Annotated in this window: 9 protein-coding genes; 2 read left to right on the top strand and 7 right to left on the bottom strand. The window is 38.8% G+C overall.

What is annotated here, in order from left to right; translation table 11 throughout:
- Positions 1-67: 67 nt before the first annotated feature.
- The 6 genes from kduI to ACZZZC_RS06070 form a co-directional block, all read right to left on the bottom strand.
- Positions 68-907 carry a 5-dehydro-4-deoxy-D-glucuronate isomerase gene (kduI, locus tag ACZZZC_RS06095; protein ID WP_463486760.1) on the bottom strand — a complete coding sequence of 280 codons (840 nt, stop codon included), beginning with the start codon at positions 905-907 and terminating at the stop codon, positions 68-70.
- Between the two features lie 153 nt (positions 908-1,060).
- A complete protein-coding gene (locus tag ACZZZC_RS06090; RefSeq protein WP_463486759.1) occupies positions 1,061-2,248 on the bottom strand; it encodes a glycoside hydrolase family 88 protein in 1,188 nt (395 codons plus the stop codon).
- Positions 2,249-2,266: 18 nt separating this feature from the next.
- Positions 2,267-4,351: a polysaccharide lyase family 8 super-sandwich domain-containing protein gene (locus tag ACZZZC_RS06085; RefSeq protein ID WP_463486758.1), complete on the bottom strand. Its 2,085-nt coding sequence runs from the start codon at positions 4,349-4,351 to the stop codon at positions 2,267-2,269.
- 24 nt (positions 4,352-4,375) lie between these two features.
- On the bottom strand, positions 4,376-5,299 hold the full coding sequence (locus tag ACZZZC_RS06080; RefSeq protein ID WP_463486757.1) for a DUF5017 domain-containing protein: 924 nt from the start codon (positions 5,297-5,299) through the stop codon (positions 4,376-4,378).
- Positions 5,300-5,317: 18 nt separating this feature from the next.
- On the bottom strand, positions 5,318-7,222 hold the full coding sequence (locus ACZZZC_RS06075) for a RagB/SusD family nutrient uptake outer membrane protein (RefSeq protein ID WP_463486756.1): 1,905 nt from the start codon (positions 7,220-7,222) through the stop codon (positions 5,318-5,320).
- A 20-nt stretch (positions 7,223-7,242) separates the two neighbouring features.
- Positions 7,243-10,440 (bottom strand): SusC/RagA family TonB-linked outer membrane protein, encoded by a 3,198-nt coding sequence (locus ACZZZC_RS06070; RefSeq protein WP_463486755.1) that lies wholly within the window; start codon positions 10,438-10,440, stop codon positions 7,243-7,245.
- Positions 10,441-10,673: 233 nt separating this feature from the next.
- Here ACZZZC_RS06070 and ACZZZC_RS06065 point away from each other — a divergent pair, with 233 nt between their 5' ends.
- Together ACZZZC_RS06065 and ACZZZC_RS06060 are read left to right on the top strand one after the other, a co-directional pair.
- The gene (locus ACZZZC_RS06065; RefSeq protein ID WP_463486754.1) at positions 10,674-14,705 is read left to right on the top strand and encodes a hybrid sensor histidine kinase/response regulator; all 4,032 of its coding nucleotides are present in this window, start codon (positions 10,674-10,676) and stop codon (positions 14,703-14,705) included.
- Positions 14,706-14,890: 185 nt separating this feature from the next.
- Entirely contained in the window at positions 14,891-15,748 is an 858-nt protein-coding gene (locus tag ACZZZC_RS06060) for a M12 family metallopeptidase (RefSeq protein WP_463486753.1), read from the top strand.
- Positions 15,749-15,906: 158 nt separating this feature from the next.
- On the opposite strand, the gene ACZZZC_RS06055 is transcribed toward ACZZZC_RS06060, so the two are convergent.
- Positions 15,907-16,653 carry a LytR/AlgR family response regulator transcription factor gene (locus ACZZZC_RS06055; RefSeq protein ID WP_056849261.1) on the bottom strand — a complete coding sequence of 249 codons (747 nt, stop codon included), beginning with the start codon at positions 16,651-16,653 and terminating at the stop codon, positions 15,907-15,909.
- Positions 16,654-16,655: the final 2 nt, after the last annotated feature.

Raw genomic sequence — 16,655 nt, 5'->3', positions numbered from 1 at the left:
AAATGAGATTGCTTCGTACCTCGCAATTACGGTCACTTTATTTCTGTTTGACTACAATAAAAAGCTCCTACTTCAACTCCGTAATGGCACAGTGATCCATATCGCCATAATCTAAATTTTCACCAGCCATACCCCAAATGAAAGTATAATTGCTTGTACCTGCACCCGAATGGATAGACCAGTTTGGAGAAATCACGGCCTGATCATTTTGCATCCAGATATGGCGGGTTTCTTGTGGCTGCCCCATAAAATGGCAAACACTTTGCCCCTGCGGAACTTCGAAATAAAAATAAGCTTCCATTCTCCTATCGTGGGTGTGTGCTGGCATCGTATTCCAAACACTACCAGATTTCAGCTCCGTCATTCCCATTTGCAACTGGCAAGTGGGCAATACGCTATTGACCAAAAGCTTGTTAATTACCCTATGGTTAGCCGTTTCAGGTGTACCCAACTCCACAATTTCCGCATCAGCTTTGCTTACTTTTTTTGTTGGATATTTGTGGTGCGCTGGAGCAGAATTTAAATATAATTTTGCAGGTTGAGCAGCATCAGCCGATTCGAAAGTTACCTCTTTAGTTTCCTTACCAATATATAAAGCCTCTTTATATTCCAGTTCGAAAGTTTCACCATCTGCAGTAACAATGGCTTTTCCGCCAACATTAATCATCCCTAACTCTCTCCTCTCCAGGAAATAATTAGCTTTTAAATCATCGGGATTTGGGAGCGCCAATTTTCCGTTTACCGGCATTGCACCGCCAACAATATACCTGTCAAAATGAGATAAAGTTAAATTAACTTGGTTAGCCTCAAAAACGTTTTCGATTAAAAAATTTTCACGCAAGGATGCGGTATCCATTTGTTTAACTTCCTTTGGACTTTGAGCGTAACGGCTTTCGAATTTATTCATTGGTTAAAATTTGAGATAAGATTTAGAATCGAAAATCAATTCCTTTTTCGCAAATATATTTATACGATGTTTAAAAATGTAACGAAACCTAAACTTTATTAAGCAATGGAATGGATACAGAAACTAAATATAGAAACTAAACCTACCAGCGGTTTATAAATACCACTTCTTATATCTTGCCAAAGCCTCTAAATAATAGTAATCAGCATAAACTAATGGCACATCTATTTCGCTGTTTAAAGGATAAGCGCCAGTACTGTGCATCAGCAAAAAACCTCCGTTTTCGCCAAGTTTGGCTCTGTAAGCATTACTCGCCAAAGAATAAATCATGGTTTCTGCAGCAGATTTAAATTCAGTTTTTTCTCTATCAGCTGTAAATTGTGCAAGTTCCAACAATGCCGAAGCCATAATTGCTCCAGCCGAAGCATCGCGTTTTGCAAAAGGAACGCCTTGTGCATCAAAATCCCAAAAAGGAATTTTATCTGCTGGCAAATTAGGATGATTTAAAATAAAATGGGCAATTCCTTTGGCTTGTTTTAAATAGTTTTCATCCTTTGTAAACCGGTACATCATGGTGTAACCGTATAGAGCCCATGCTTGTCCGCGGCTCCATGCAGAACAATCTGCCGCCCCTTGCCAGGTTGCTTTTCTTTTTACCGCACCGGTTTCCGGATTATAGTCAATTACATGAAACGAACTGAAATCCGGGCGAAAGTGATTTTTTAAAGTTGTATTGGAATGGATGACAGCAATTTCCTTAAATTTTTTATCTCCGCCGTTATCCGTTGCCCAATTTAACATCTCGAGGTTCATCATGTTATCAATGATTACCGGATAATTCCAATATTTACCTTTATTCCACGATTGGATTGCCTTCACATTATCATGATAACGGGTAGAAAGCGATTCTGCAGATCGTTGAATAATGGCTTTATATTCGGGCTTCCCCGTCAGGCGATAAGCATTTCCAAAGCTACAATACATCATAAAACCCAAATCATGATTACCCGTGAAGGTTTGATTCGCCTCGATAACTTTTAAAGCATCTTCAGCTTCTTTTTTGATACTTTCGTTTTTGGTCTGCTCATAAATATACCACAGGCTACCCGAGTAAAATCCACTGCACCACCATTGAATATCATAGTTAACATGTTTTCCATTTTGATAGGTTTGCGGCGTTTTACCGGCAGGAATGCCCTTTGCTAAAAATTTATATTGATCGGCAGCAAACTTAAATTCATCACTAATAAGCTGTGCCATTGGCTTTCGCACATTGTTTTGTGCAAAGGAAACTGAATTCAAAAGAACCAGTAATGAGATGATTAAACTATTTTTATTCATGAGTTTAGTTGTGTTTTTTTAATTTAAAATGTTGTATTTAAGGGTTGATCCTGCCAATGCACCAACCGGAAGATCACAGGTGATTATTTTATTGCTTTTCAGCTTAGGGGTTTTTATTTCGATCTGAACTTTTGAATTTTCTTGTGTAGGGTCTGCAATAAAAACAAGCGGATTCGTCGCGTTCAAATGTTTGATCTGAACGATACATGGCTTATCTACCTTTACTGCTATACCATCATAACTAAGCGCTCCAGCTTGATAAAAAACAACTTGCAATATACTCAACCTGTTGTGCATTACCGCTTGGATATCCTTTGTATTTTGGATGACTTTAATCGCATCAAGCGGATACTTTTGCATAGCAGCAGCTCCAATATCAGGAACCACAACGTAGGCATAACTCGCATCATGTGGTTGTACACCATGGTTAAACCAACTTTTAAAAACCTTGCCCGAGACTTCCTTTTTTTCCTGAAATTGATTAATGCGATACCAATTTCCGACCTGGTTTTGTTGGGTTACTTTTACATCTCCACCAGCTGGAAAAAAATAGCCAATACTATCATGAAGCAAAAAACTTTTATCTTCAATAACCTTGCCCCGCAGCCAGGATTGATTAATGGTTGTTGTAATGACTTGTGAAGAAGCACTGTTAATTCCGGCGCCGAGGCAAACAACTTCTTTATCGAAAAAAAACCAGGCCTTTTTTGCCTGAACACTATCATAGTCTAGGTCGTAAGCTGAAACGCCATAAACACCATCGCTTACCCCGCCTACAAATTTGGTTGTTCCAGGAATCCCCCATTCTTTTTTGATGGTTGACCCGTTATCGTCAGCATAATCTCTGCTTGTAGTTCCAGGAATTTTATCCCATTCCCATAGCGGCATAATGTTGGCATATTCTGATCCGCTTCGCTGAATGTTGGTTGCGCCATCCGACAAAAATTTACCAAGCACATTTTCATTGTTTCCTCTTTCGGTGCGTAAGGTTCTTACAGAAGCCGTTTGTACACTAAAAGTATATTGAGGCCTTACCTGCAGTGTGTAACCACTTTTCCAATAAACCGTATTCGATGGTTCGATCTGATAATTTGCGGGTTTTTGATGTGATGTTCTCCATTTAGAAGCTTCCCAATAGGCAGCATTTTTCTTATCGAACATTTTTATTTTATTCACCATTCCAGATACATGGGCATTTAACGAATCCTGCCGACTAATCCCTCTTCCTCTCACATTAAAATCGTAAAACGAGCCTCGAATGGTTTTCAAAAAAGTATCCTTTAGGTAACTCGCCAAAATATCGAGTTGGGTTTTTGGTAAAGCATATTCCGTATCCCTTAAATAATAAGCTGCGTTTACCGAATTACCGGCAAATACCCGTCCGTAACTCGCGATGGCCTGCTGCTTACCATGTTGATAATAACTTCCATCTACCTGAACACCTTCTTTACCATCTTCAACCGCAATGGGTTCAAAAAGATATTTTGCAGCCGAATCCAAAGTATTTTTATTTTGTGTTAAACAAGCACGGTACAAATAATGTAAAGCTTCATCTGATGTATTGGCTCCATCGCCAACTTTTAGTTTGCGAACCATCCTTTGAATTAAAGCTTTCTCCAGCTCAACTGGCAATTGAGTTTTGGCATTCCGCATCAGAATTAAGGTTTGTCCGATAGCCTGCGGATAAAAAATATCATTGTACCACCAGTTTTTATTTTTCGGATTCCTGTCCAGCCAATTTTGAAGCGCTTTGGTTATTGCCCCATAAATTTCCTGGTTTCCATAAAATTTATTGGTCGGACGGATATAAGCCGTAGCCATTTCTTTAATTCTTTTCAAAGGATCGTACTGTGCATCGGCATAATTGATATCTGTCCAGCTTCCATTGGCTTTTAATTTTGTCAAATCCTTTGTAATCCTTTTTGCTAGAAAGACATCATTAATACCGGTCTGTAAATCTGCGCTGATGCGCTTTTCTATAGTTGAAAAGGGTTCTTTCTGCGCAAAAGCTGATACACTAATCATCAATAAAAACATGAGGAAAAGCTTTCGCTTTAGCCAAAGCAAATTAACCGGTAATAAGCAAGGGATCATTTTGTTCATAAGTGTAGGATATGGCTCTTTCGGTTACAAAATAACTTTAACATTAAATTCTTTCAGCACCATTTGGCTGTCATTTGGTGTGGTATTATAACTTGCAAACGTAATTTTGTACCTGCCAGCAGCCGCGTATTTATACGCGTAGGCAGACAATGCCGAAGCGGTAATATTTTTTACAGTTGCCGTTGGAATATCTGGAGCTATTCTTCCAACAAAAATTGGTTTACTGATGATCCAGCTCGTATTGGACGGAGCAGTTGCCGCACCACCAACAATAGTTAATGCTGTAGTTGTAGCCACCCACCTCGAACTGGCAGGCGACCAAACATTTCCAAATCTAGTCCAAAAGGCATTATCCGCTGCCAATGAACTTAAATTGTAAGTATAATCGCTAAGCACATTATTAACCAGAAAATTAGTAATGGTCCAGGTTCTTTGTGTTGATCCGGTAAGGCCTGTATATTTAAAGGCGATGAATAAACTATCATTGGCATCACTAACCAAATCGGACAGATTTACCTGCCCCGTGTTAACCGCTGTAGCACTTGTTGCAATGGGTGTTCTTGCTGTGATATTTGTCCAGGCTGCATTTACCACACTTGCCGAATCTTTGGCTGGCAGTTTATTGGTAGCCAAAACCTGGAGTGTATTATTTTGAGCACCAAATTGCGCTGAACTGGTAAAAGATAAGGTGGATGTTCCAAATGCCGATGAACGGGTTTTAAACTCATATTTATTACCTGGCGTTCCTGCCCAGAAAACAACGTTATCTGCATAACCACTAAAGTTGAATTTACAGGTATCGCCCAGTTTAAAAACCAGCGTATCGCCAATTGTGGAACGGGCATTTGTTAAAGCAATATCAACCGTTGGCACATCAGTGGTAAGATCTTTTTTGCAAGCTAAAAAACAAGTGCAGGCAATTAAGATAACATAGAATGAATTTTTCATTTCTTAATAATTTAGTGATTAATAACCTGGGTTTTGTTTCAGTGCTTTATTCAGATTTAGTTCGTATGTTGGTTTTGGCATCAGGCTATATCGAGGCGTTACGGTAATCAAACCTTGGTATCCGTTGATATTTCCATTGCCTGCAGTTACTCCATTGGCAGCCGCATAATTCCCGAAAGCCTGTAAATCGCCGGCAAAATTGCCCCATCTTACCAAGTCATACTTTCTAGAGGCTTCAAAACACATTTCACGCATGCGCTCATCACGAAGTGCCAACTGGAAATCTGCTTTATTTAAACCCGGAGTTAGCAAATGTTCCGATCCGTTAGTAATGGTTGCGGTAGCCGTTGCCGTAACCCCTGTAGTTGGTGCCGCGATAGTAACTGTAGGTACTGATGTAAAATAAGGTCCGGCAGTGGTTAAGTTTCCGCGACTCGTTAATTTAATTCCTGTTACCACACCTGCGGTTGTAACTACTGCAGTCGCCGTTGCGCCAGCCCCGCCACCGCCACTAATGGTAATCACCGGTGGATTTGCTGCTGAATAACCTGAACCCCCATTAACTACCGTGATATTTTTAACAATATTGCCGTACATGGTTCCATAACCGCGTTTGCGCACTTGGTTAATGGCATCGTAAGCAGCCGCATTTGGTCCGTTCACCTGGTTTTCAGCTTCTGCTTTGATTAACAGTACATCTGCATATCTAATTACCGGCCAATTGGCATTGTAAGTTCCGGTATTACGCATTTCTGCTGGTGCATATTCTCTTCTAAATTTGCCCGTATTCATTTGCCAGGGCGCTGAGCGATCTGTTTTTACCCTTGTTCCTGCTGATGCATTGGTTGTCCAGATATAATCTGGGCAATTCCAATCTCTCCTGGTATCAAGCGAAGCTTTATTAACCAACGTGCTGCTGGGTTCAACTTCATAGCTATCAAATAATTTCTTGGTAATCCGTACCCAACCAGCTGCTGAATATGAATTTTGTTCAAAAGTTCCGTTTATCAACAGAATAGCTGAAATGATTCCGTTGAAATTACCGATATCGTTACCCGTTTTATTGGTTACTCCGGCAGCTGCTCCTGCAGAACCCCACTCTAATATATCTTCTTTTAAATCGTACTTATCCTGAAAAAGATTGATGAAAACTTGCTTATAATCTGGATTCAAAGCATGCTGACCAGAAGCAATAACCTTGTCGGCATACGTAATGGCATCGGCATATTTACTGGTATCATTAACCGGATAACCTGCCCAATAGAGGTAAACTCTAGCCAACATGGCTTGTACTGCTGTAATGGTAACCTGATCATTGTAACCTAAACTAGCTGCCGTGCGACCTTGTAATAAAGTTTCTGCTTCTTTTAAATCGGCAACAATCTGAGTATAGATGGCCGGCTGAGATGCCGCTGGAATGTTAACTTCAGATATACCTGGCTGATGCAATACCAACGGAACTTCGCCAAATTGAATGGTGAGCAAAAAGTAATTGTAGGCTCTCAAAAATAGTGCTTGTCCCTTGATATAGCCACGTTGCCTTTCATCCATGCTGGGTTTAGTAATGTTATCAATTAAAACATTGGCGTTATTGATGGCGATATAAGGATATTGCCAGCAATCCTGAACATAAGAGTGCCCGGCGTCATAAGTGTAATACAACCCACGGGTTTCATTGCTGGTCGCCCGATCGGGCAACATTTCATCGGTAGTACTTACAAAGTTAAAGTGATGCACCTGTCCGTACATTCGCTCCAACATCATGGTGCTATAAACTCCATTTAAAGCTACCTGAAGCTGATCGGCAGTGCTGTAGAAATTTACGGGCGAATAAAAATCTGTTGGTTCGGTATCGAGAAATTTTTTGCATGATGAAGATAATCCCATCACGAATAAAAAAGCCAAAATATATTTATGTTTCATTGTCTTATTTTTAATGATGATTAAAATGTTGCGTTTAAACCAAATGTTACGGTAAATGATTGCGGGTAAGTGCCATAATCAAAACCTGGTGTTAAATTACCCGGACGGGCAGAAGCTTCAGGATCTAAACCTGAATAATTGGTAAAAGTGAGTAAATTCTGTGCTGAGGCATTTAATCGTAATCTAGACATGCCAATGCTTTTAACCAATTTACTGCTGAAGTTATAACCAAGCTGAACGGTTTTCAATCTCAAATACGAACCATCCTCCACAACTCTTGACGAATAATTTGGGTTAACAAACCGCCCTGCTTTATAAAGTTCGTTACTTGGGTTGGTTGGCGTCCAACGGTTCTCGTAAGTTGCGTATTGGTTAAGGGTGAAATTTCTTACAATTCCGCCTTCAAAAACATAACGGTTGGCGTTGATGATATTATTGCCATAACTCCACTGCAGGAAAACACCCAGATCCCAGTTTTTATAGCTGAAGTTATTGCTAAAACCACCTGTGTGGATCGGTAATCCCCTACCGATGATGGTATAATCATTTGCGTTAATGGTTAAATCGCCATTTAAATCTTTGTACTTAATATCACCAGGTTGAACTGCTGCACCATTATTCGGGATATTGGGTTTAAGCGAATAAGTGCCGTTTGGCATCCGATCAAAATCGCTGTACTGGTAAATGCCATCGAAAATTAAACCATACATCTCTCCTACCGAGCGACCTTTTACCGAAATATATGGCGATAAACCTCTAAAACTGGTATCAAAGAAAGTTCCTGAACCAGAAAGCAATGAGTTCTGCCCCTCGGTTAATTCCAGGATTTTATTTTTATTAAAGCTGATGTTAAAGTTGCTACTCCAACGGAAGTTTTTGGTTACGATATTTGTACTGTTCAACGTAATTTCCAATCCCCTGTTCTCTAAACTTCCAATATTTTTGAAACCTGTTCCACTTTGCACACCATTTGCGAAAGGCAGATTTGCATTCAACAATAAATCATTGGTGGTGCGTTTGTAAACATCAAGCGTTAAACCCAAACGATTTTTAAGAAAGCTAAGGTCCAAACCGATATTCGTTTGCACATTGGTTTCCCATTTTAGATCGTAGTTTCCGGCAGCAGTAATTACCGACCCAATGGCTACAGGCTTGCCATTAAAAGAGTACCAATATTGGGTATTGGCTAAATTTAATTGAGGCAAATAGGCAAAGTCGCTTACCCGGTTATTTCCTGATTCGCCATAACCAATACGGAGCTTAGCATCCGACAGCCATTTCTGATCTTTTAAAAAGTTCTCCTGACTAAATCTCCAGCCTATACTTGCTGATGGAAAATAACCCCAACGGTTAGCTGGCGAAAATTTCGAAGATCCATCAGCCCTGAAACTTGCTGTAACCAGGTATTTACCTTTAAAATCATAATTTAACCGACCTAAAAACGACATCAGTGTCCAACGAGAACTGTTTACAGAAATCACCGTATTCGCTGCCGGAACAAGATCAAGGGCATCGAGTCCTAAACTTTCATTGGCAACCTGCGTAGCATAAATAGATCGAAATGAACTTTTATTTCGCTGTGCGGAATAACCCGCCAACACCGTTAAATTATGATCTTTGTTAAAGGTATTTTTATACGTTAAGGTATTATCACTTAACCAATTAAATACAGGACTATTGGAAATAGTACCATTTGGTCCTGATGAATTCCATTTACTGCCCGATTGCGTTTGAGAGTTATTGAAAATATTGGTTTCATTCACGTTATTGTTTATCCCGCCGGCTACTCTTAATTTTAATTTCGGCGTAAAAGCATATTCTGCATAACCATTGGCTGCAAGGTTGGTTGTTTTGTATTTTGTTTGTTGGTTTGATAAACTGATCAATGGATTTACCCGGTAATCCTGTGCCGAATTTCCTTCATTCGCCGGATCGTACAAACCGCCTAATAAATCAGAGTTGGCATCCTTTCCAGATAAAGCATTGGTTGGGCGATATCCCCAAACCGAATATAATAACACGGATGAAGCATAAAAATTCGTGGCAGAAATTGGCGTACCGAAGCTTTCGCTGTAAGCATAATTGACATTGATACCTGCTTTAAGTTTATCATTCACCTGTTGATCCAACACAAATCTGCCCTGGTAACGCTTGAATCCACTATAGATAATAATTCCTTTCTGATCGTTAAAATTCCCGGAAATGGAATAAGTAGTTTTATCGTTTCCGCCACGTAAAGCGATATCATGGTTTTGGTTTTGACCGGTTTGATAAACATAATCCTGCATATCCAAACCCTGCACATTTCTGTAATCATTTAATGTTGTTCCACCTTTAAGATAAGTAGAATCTGCAATCGCCTGATCCAGATCGCGAAGATATTTCACGTATTCATAAGGCCCCATTACCGGGATTTTTTCTGGTGCCTTTTGCAAACCATAATAAGCGTTATAAGTGAGCTGAGGTTTGCCTGCTTTTCCTTTTTTAGTAGTAATCAGTATCACACCATTTGATCCTCGGGCACCATAAATAGCTGTTGCGGAAGCATCTTTTAAAACATCGATACTTTCAATATCTGATGGATTGATAGAATTTGAATTTGCGTTTTCTGAGGGGAAACCATCAATCACATAAAGTGGAGAATTATCCTGAGAAATTGATCCCGCACCGCGGATCACAATATTTGCTGTAGCGCCAGGCTGACCATCACTGGTGGAAACCTGAACCCCGGCAACACGACCTGCTAAAGCCTGATCAAATGATTTTACTGGCGCCTGTTCCAAATCCTTCATGTTTACCGAACCAATTGCCCCGGTTAAATCGGCACGTTTGGTAGTTCCATAACCTACTACAACCACATCGCTTAAACCTGTGACTGCTGATTTCAAGGATACATTAATGGTGGTTCTGTTGCCAACCGTTATGATTTGCGAGGCATAACCAACATAGTTAAACACCAGCTGATCAGTGCTTAAAACCTGAATTTTGAACCTTCCGTTTCCGTCAGTTTGCGTGCTGGTTTTAGTGCCCTTTACCGAAATGGAAACACCCGGCACAGTTTGATTGGTTTCATCTGTAACCACACCGACAATGCTTTTGCTTTGCGCAAAAACGGTTGAAGTGCCCGTTAAAAAAATCGCAATGAGTAACAATAGTGTTGAATAATGAGGCAAACGCTTCCGCATGATCTCCTTACCCTGATTGTAGAGTTTATTCATAATTAATAGTTTATATTGGTTATTTCTTGCTTTCGCACAAGCCAGTTAAGATTGCGCTTCTTGCTTGAACAAACATAAGCGAAAAGCCATTTTAAGGAGGGATAAATTTCTAAATAAATAGGGTGAATTTTCTAAAAATTTGGCAGAAATGCTTTTAAACCATACTTTTAAGGGATCACAACCAAATTCACCAATTATTCCTTATGTTTTCGAATTCCTTTAAAAACTTGCTATTGGCAATCTTATTTTTTGGAATTACTTTTTCTGCAAAAACACAACAACCTATTTTATTTGATCATCTGGGAGTAGAGAAAGGATTATCGCAAACTTCAGTACTTTCTATTAGCCAGGATAAGAATGGCTTTATGTGGTTTGGTACACGTTACGGCCTAAACCGCTACGATGGTCATCGTATTAAAATTTATCAATACGCTGAAACGGATAGCAATTCGCTATCTAACAATTATGTAACTTCTATATTCTCCGATTCAAAAAAACGGCTCTGGATTGGAACCAGTGTAGGCTTAAATCTTTACGATGAAAGAAATGATGCCTTTAAAAGAATTGCAAGCCAGCCGAAAACAGCAAAAGGTTTAAGCAGTCATGTTATTAATTGCCTTACTGAAGATAGCAAAGGGAATATTTGGATCGGAACATTGAATGGATTGAACCTGTTAAAAAATGGTAAACTATCCGCTGTTACTAAATTCTTCAACACTAAAAATGGCGATGGTCTTTTCCATAATGTACGGTCAGTTAAAGAAGATCATCAAGGAAATATTTGGGTAGGCACTTCAAATGGTCTACTTAAAATGGTGCTGATAAAAGGCAAATATCAAACTACTGTTTTTAAAAACAACGGAAGCCCTGGAGATATCAGTGCGAATTACATTTCAAACATCACCGAAGATAAAAACTATAGAATTTGGGTCAGCACACAAAGTAACGGACTAAATTTATTCGATCCTGTAACTCAAAAATTTAAACGTTTTGAATTTTCAGCTGCCAATAAAAATACAATCGTGAGCAATACCATTCGGAATATGGTGATTGACGATGCAGGCAAGTTATGGATTGGCACACTGAATGGGATTAGCATCATGGATACCCAAAAGTTCACTTTCCAAAATCTGCAATTTGATCCTGACAATAAAAAAAGTTTAAACCAGAACTCTGTTCACAAATTATATAAAGACGATAATGGATCGATCTGGGTGGGTACTTATTTTGGTGGAATCAACATTAATTATCCCTACAGCACAGCGTTCACCGTTCACGATAGAAGCAGAAGTGAATCGAGCATCAACAACAATGTAATTAGTGGGTTTGCAGAAGACCAAAACAAAAATTTATGGATTGGTACTGAAGGCGGCGGGATTAGTTTATATAACAAATCGACTCAAACATTTAAGGCCTATCAAAATACTGGCGGTTCAAATGCCCTAAAATCAAATTTGGTTAAAACAGTGTTGTTTGCCAGCGATGGAAAATTATGGGTTGGTACGCATTCTGGAGGCCTAAATGTTTATGACCCCAAAACCGACCGTTTTAAAAGCTTCAATTTCAGCAATCAAAATGAAGACGTACCCGATGAAATCAGTGCAATTGTTGAAACACAATCTCAGCGCTTAATTGTGGCTACACAACGCAATGGAATCAAAATCTCCAATCCAGATAAAACCGAATTCAAAGACTTGCGGCTACCTGCTTCTATTCCTTCCTCTACTAAAGTAAAAGCTTTAATGGTTAATGATGCTAAAATCTATTTCGGCACAACAAATGGTTTTTTTATTTATGATGAAAATACGAATAGATTCTATACCGTTCTTGATCATCAGTTGAATAAACCGCTCAATTATTATGTAAACTGCATATCAAAAACCAAAGCGAATGAAATTTTTCTTGGCACTTACAACAGTGGATTATTGTTGTATGATCAGAAAAAAAATTCGATCAAGGCTTATACTACCAGAAATGGCTTGCCCCACGATAACGTTTTGGGTATGATAGAGGATGACAAGGGAAACCTTTGGATTAGCACAGCCAATGGACTTTCCATGTTCGACCGCTTGAAAAAGACCTTTAAAAATTATACGGTAGCCGATGGTTTACCCGGCAATGAATTTAATGCAAATGCGTTTTTTAAAAGCAGCAGTGGCGAACTGTTTTTTGGAGGATACAATGGTTTTATCAGCTTCTTTCCAGATCATATTCAGAGCAATGATAAAGCATCCAAAGTGATTATCACCGAATTGAAACTTCAGAATAAAACTGTGAAAATTAATGGCAACGATGGCTTGCTTGATGAAAATATAAGTTTGAAAGATAAACTGGTTTTTGAAAGTGATCAAAATACATTTAGCTTAAGCTTTGCGCTTTTGAATTTCATTAAACCAGAAAAAAACAAATATGCCTATAAGTTAGATGGCTTTGAAAAAAGCTGGAACGAGGTAAGTATGCCAACAGCAACCTACACCAATCTGCCTGCTGGAAGTTATACTTTTCTGGTTAAAGGCATCAACAACGATGGTGTTTTAAGCGCCAATACTGGAAAAATAAAAATCATTGTAAATCCTCCGTTTTACCGCACCTGGTGGGCATATCTATTTTATTTCTGCATAATTGCCGCCGTGTTGTTTGTGATTGCCCGCTATGTTTTGATCAGGGCACTGCTCAAAAAAGAGAAGGAAGTGAATGAACACAAGCTGGAATTTTTCACCAATATTTCACACGAAATCCGAACTCCATTAACCTTAATTGTTGGGCCATTAGAGCAATTGATTGAGAATGCAAAAGATAACCCCACATTAAACCGCGATTTGCAACCGATTAAAAACAATGCCGATCGTTTGATGAATCTGGTAACCGAACTGCTCGATTTTAGAAAGGCTGAAAGTGGTAAAATGGCACTTCATGTGAGTCCTGGAGACTTCGTAAAGTTTTGTAAGGAGATTTTTATGGCCTTTCAAAATATGGCATTATCAAAAGAAATCGACTACACTTTTCAAGTCGCAAGCGCTCAGATAGAACTGTATTTTGATAAAGTACAAATGGAAAAGGTATTGTTCAACTTGCTTTCAAATGCTTTTAAGTTTACGCCAAACGGTGGAAAGATCAGTTTGGAAATCTCTAAGGAAAATGAGCTGGTTACCCTTAAAATTTGTGATAATGGAAAGGGAATTCCTTTGGAAAGTCAAGCCAATTTATTCAACAATTTTTACCAGGCAAATGCCAATACCACCATTGGCACTGGTTTGGGTTTATCTTTTTCGAAAAGCATTGTAGAATTGCACCACGGTAAAATTTCATTTCAAAGTTTGCCGGTAAACGGTAGTCAAAACGGCCAAACCTGTTTTAGCGTAAAACTGAAAACGGGAAAAGCGCATTTTAATTCTTCTGATTTTATTACAGATTACGTGTATTACGATGATGCCGTAAATTACAATTTACAAGAAAGGTTTGAACCTCAACCCGAAGAAACGACACCAGCCCTTCAGGATAAAAAAAGATATACTCTTTTGCTGGTGGAAGACAATGCCGAGGTAAGGAGCTTTATTAAAAATGCTTTATCTGCAGAATATAACATCCAGGAAAGTGAAAACGGAATGAAAGGATTGGAAAGCGCTATTGAACTCATCCCCGACCTGATTATAAGCGACGTAATGATGCCCGTAATGGATGGATTGGAACTGTGCCGCCAAATCAAAACCGACGAAAGAACCAGTCATATCCCTGTTATTTTATTAACCGCCAGATCAGCTTATGTTCATCAAATTAATGGTCTTGAAAATGGTGCAGATGCCTATATCATGAAACCTTTTAATTTAAAAATGCTGGAACTGAATATCAAAAACACGTTAACAGCAAGAGAAACCATTAAACATAAGTTCGCCCAAGTAATTACGCTTGAACCCAGCAATCTGATCATCAATAAAACTGAAGAAGGTTTCCTGATGAAGATTATGCAAATCATCGAAAATCATATTTCCGACCCCCAGTTTGATGTACCCACCTTATCGGCAGAGATTGGCATGAGCCAGCCCATACTGTACAAAAAAATCAGGGCACTTACCGACCTTTCGGTAAACGACTTCATTAAATCTTTAAGAATAAAAAGAGCTGCACAACTATTAAAACAAAACGCTGGCAATATAGCCGAGGTTGCCTATGCCGTCGGTTTTAACGATAGAAAATACTTTAGTTTGGAGTTTAAGAAACATTTTGGTAAAACGCCAAGCGAATTTATACAGGAGGGAAAGGTTTAGCGTTGCTCAACTATGAACTCATCTTTCAAGACGGACGAAGCCTTACCTTCCCACCCACTAAACTTCTTAAGGCAGAACATAAATATAACGATTGAAAACAAAATCCCACCAAATCATAAAACAATCTCATGACATTCACGTTACATTTCTAATTAATCTATCTAACCATTTTAAAACAAAAACCTATGTTAAAAAAATGTTTAATGGTAATGGCATTAGCAATTGCGCTGTCATCCTGTAAGAAAGATCCGGAGAATGTGCTGGAAAATGAAGAAAAACTAGCAATGGATGCTGAACTCAAAGTAAGTTTAGCCGGCGATCAATCATTAACGACACAAGGAGCTCCCTTAAAAGTCTGTATCGATAAACTGAGTGATAGCCGCCCCATTATTTTAGGGCAAGATGATGAAATTTCTGGCAGAGGTGTAGCGGTTAAAGGCACAAAATGGCCTAATGGTAAAACGCTAAGAGTTTTTTTCATCAACGGCGGACAAATTGTTCGCGATAATGTGATGAAATTTGCTAGAAGATGGGCGAACCATGCAAACTTGCGTTTTGTAGTGGCTCAAAGTAGAGCAGAATCAGACATCAGAGTTGGATTTAAACTGAATGGAGATTTAGGAAATTGGTCGTGGATTGGCACAGATGCTAATTACCATAGAGGAGAACAAACCATGAATTTCGGCGATTTGGACAGAAACTCCAGTGATTATGCTTATAGTTTCTACGTCCTTCATGAATTTGGCCATGCCATCGGACTAGGACATGAACATTTAAGTCCCCTAGCTAACATTAATTGGGATAAACCAGTAGTTTATCAATATTACATGGGTCCGCCAAACAATTGGACTCGTGCACAGGTAACCAGTAATATATTTGATAAGTATAAACCAAGGGAAGTTCGCAATACCGCTTACGATACCAAATCTATCATGCATTATTGGATTCCAAATGAATTTACACTAGATGACTTCAGTGTGGATGAAAATGCATACTTATCTGATAAAGATAAAATTTTCATCAAACGCATTTACCCTGATTAATATTTTAAAAAAAGACCGGCTTCTAGTCGGTCTTTTCTTTAGTATAAAAATAGTGAATCGGAAATCCAAGTTTCTTATTTTGCGCTTTCTAGGTTTGCATCCTATAACACCTGTTGGCCGGGGAATCAAAAGCGAGTTTTAACAAAGTAATATTCACTCTAAGCAATATTTTCCAGATACCGCAAAACCTCTTCTTTTTTCCTGCTTGAAACCAGGATGTTTTCTTTGTTTTCCATTTGCAAATAACCTTCCCGATAATATTTTTTAACGTATTTAAAATTAACCAGATAGGATTGATGACATCTTAAGAAGCCGAATGGCGTAAGTAAACCTTCATATTCTTTCAGGCCTTTTGATACTACAATTTCACGCCCGTCATTTAGAAAAAAGCTGGTATAACCTTTATCGCTTTTGCAAAACATGATGTTTTCTATTGCTACCACTTCAATATATTCTACGCTTTTTAAGGCGATGCGCTTGCTTGCCCCTACACCTTGTGCCAAATAGTGGTCTTTCGCAATGGCCAATTGTTGTTGCCCAAAACTTTCATGCTCCCGGTGGTGGTAACATTTGTTTAAAGTGGTAGTTAACGATACCTCATCAATGGGTTTAAGCAAATAACCAAAAGCGCCCAAATTTAGGGCCTGAATAGCATATTGATCGTAGGCAGTGAGAAAAACTACCTGAAAATCGTTGATTCCTATGGTGTGAAAAAGGTTGAAACTGTCACCATCCTTTAAGCGGATATCAGCTAAAATAATATCTGGCTTTAATTCAGGGATTTCCTTTTCGGCCACTGCTATTTCAGCAGCAAAGCCAACTACTTCCAAATAATCTATCTTTTTAACAATTTGCAAAATATGTTGCAAAATGCGGATTTCATCTTCCAAAATATAAAGTTTCATAT

Source organism: Pedobacter sp. AC212, assembly GCF_979258625.1.
The sequence above is the reverse complement of the archived record's forward strand: the minus strand, read 5'-3'. Positions and strand labels throughout refer to the sequence as shown.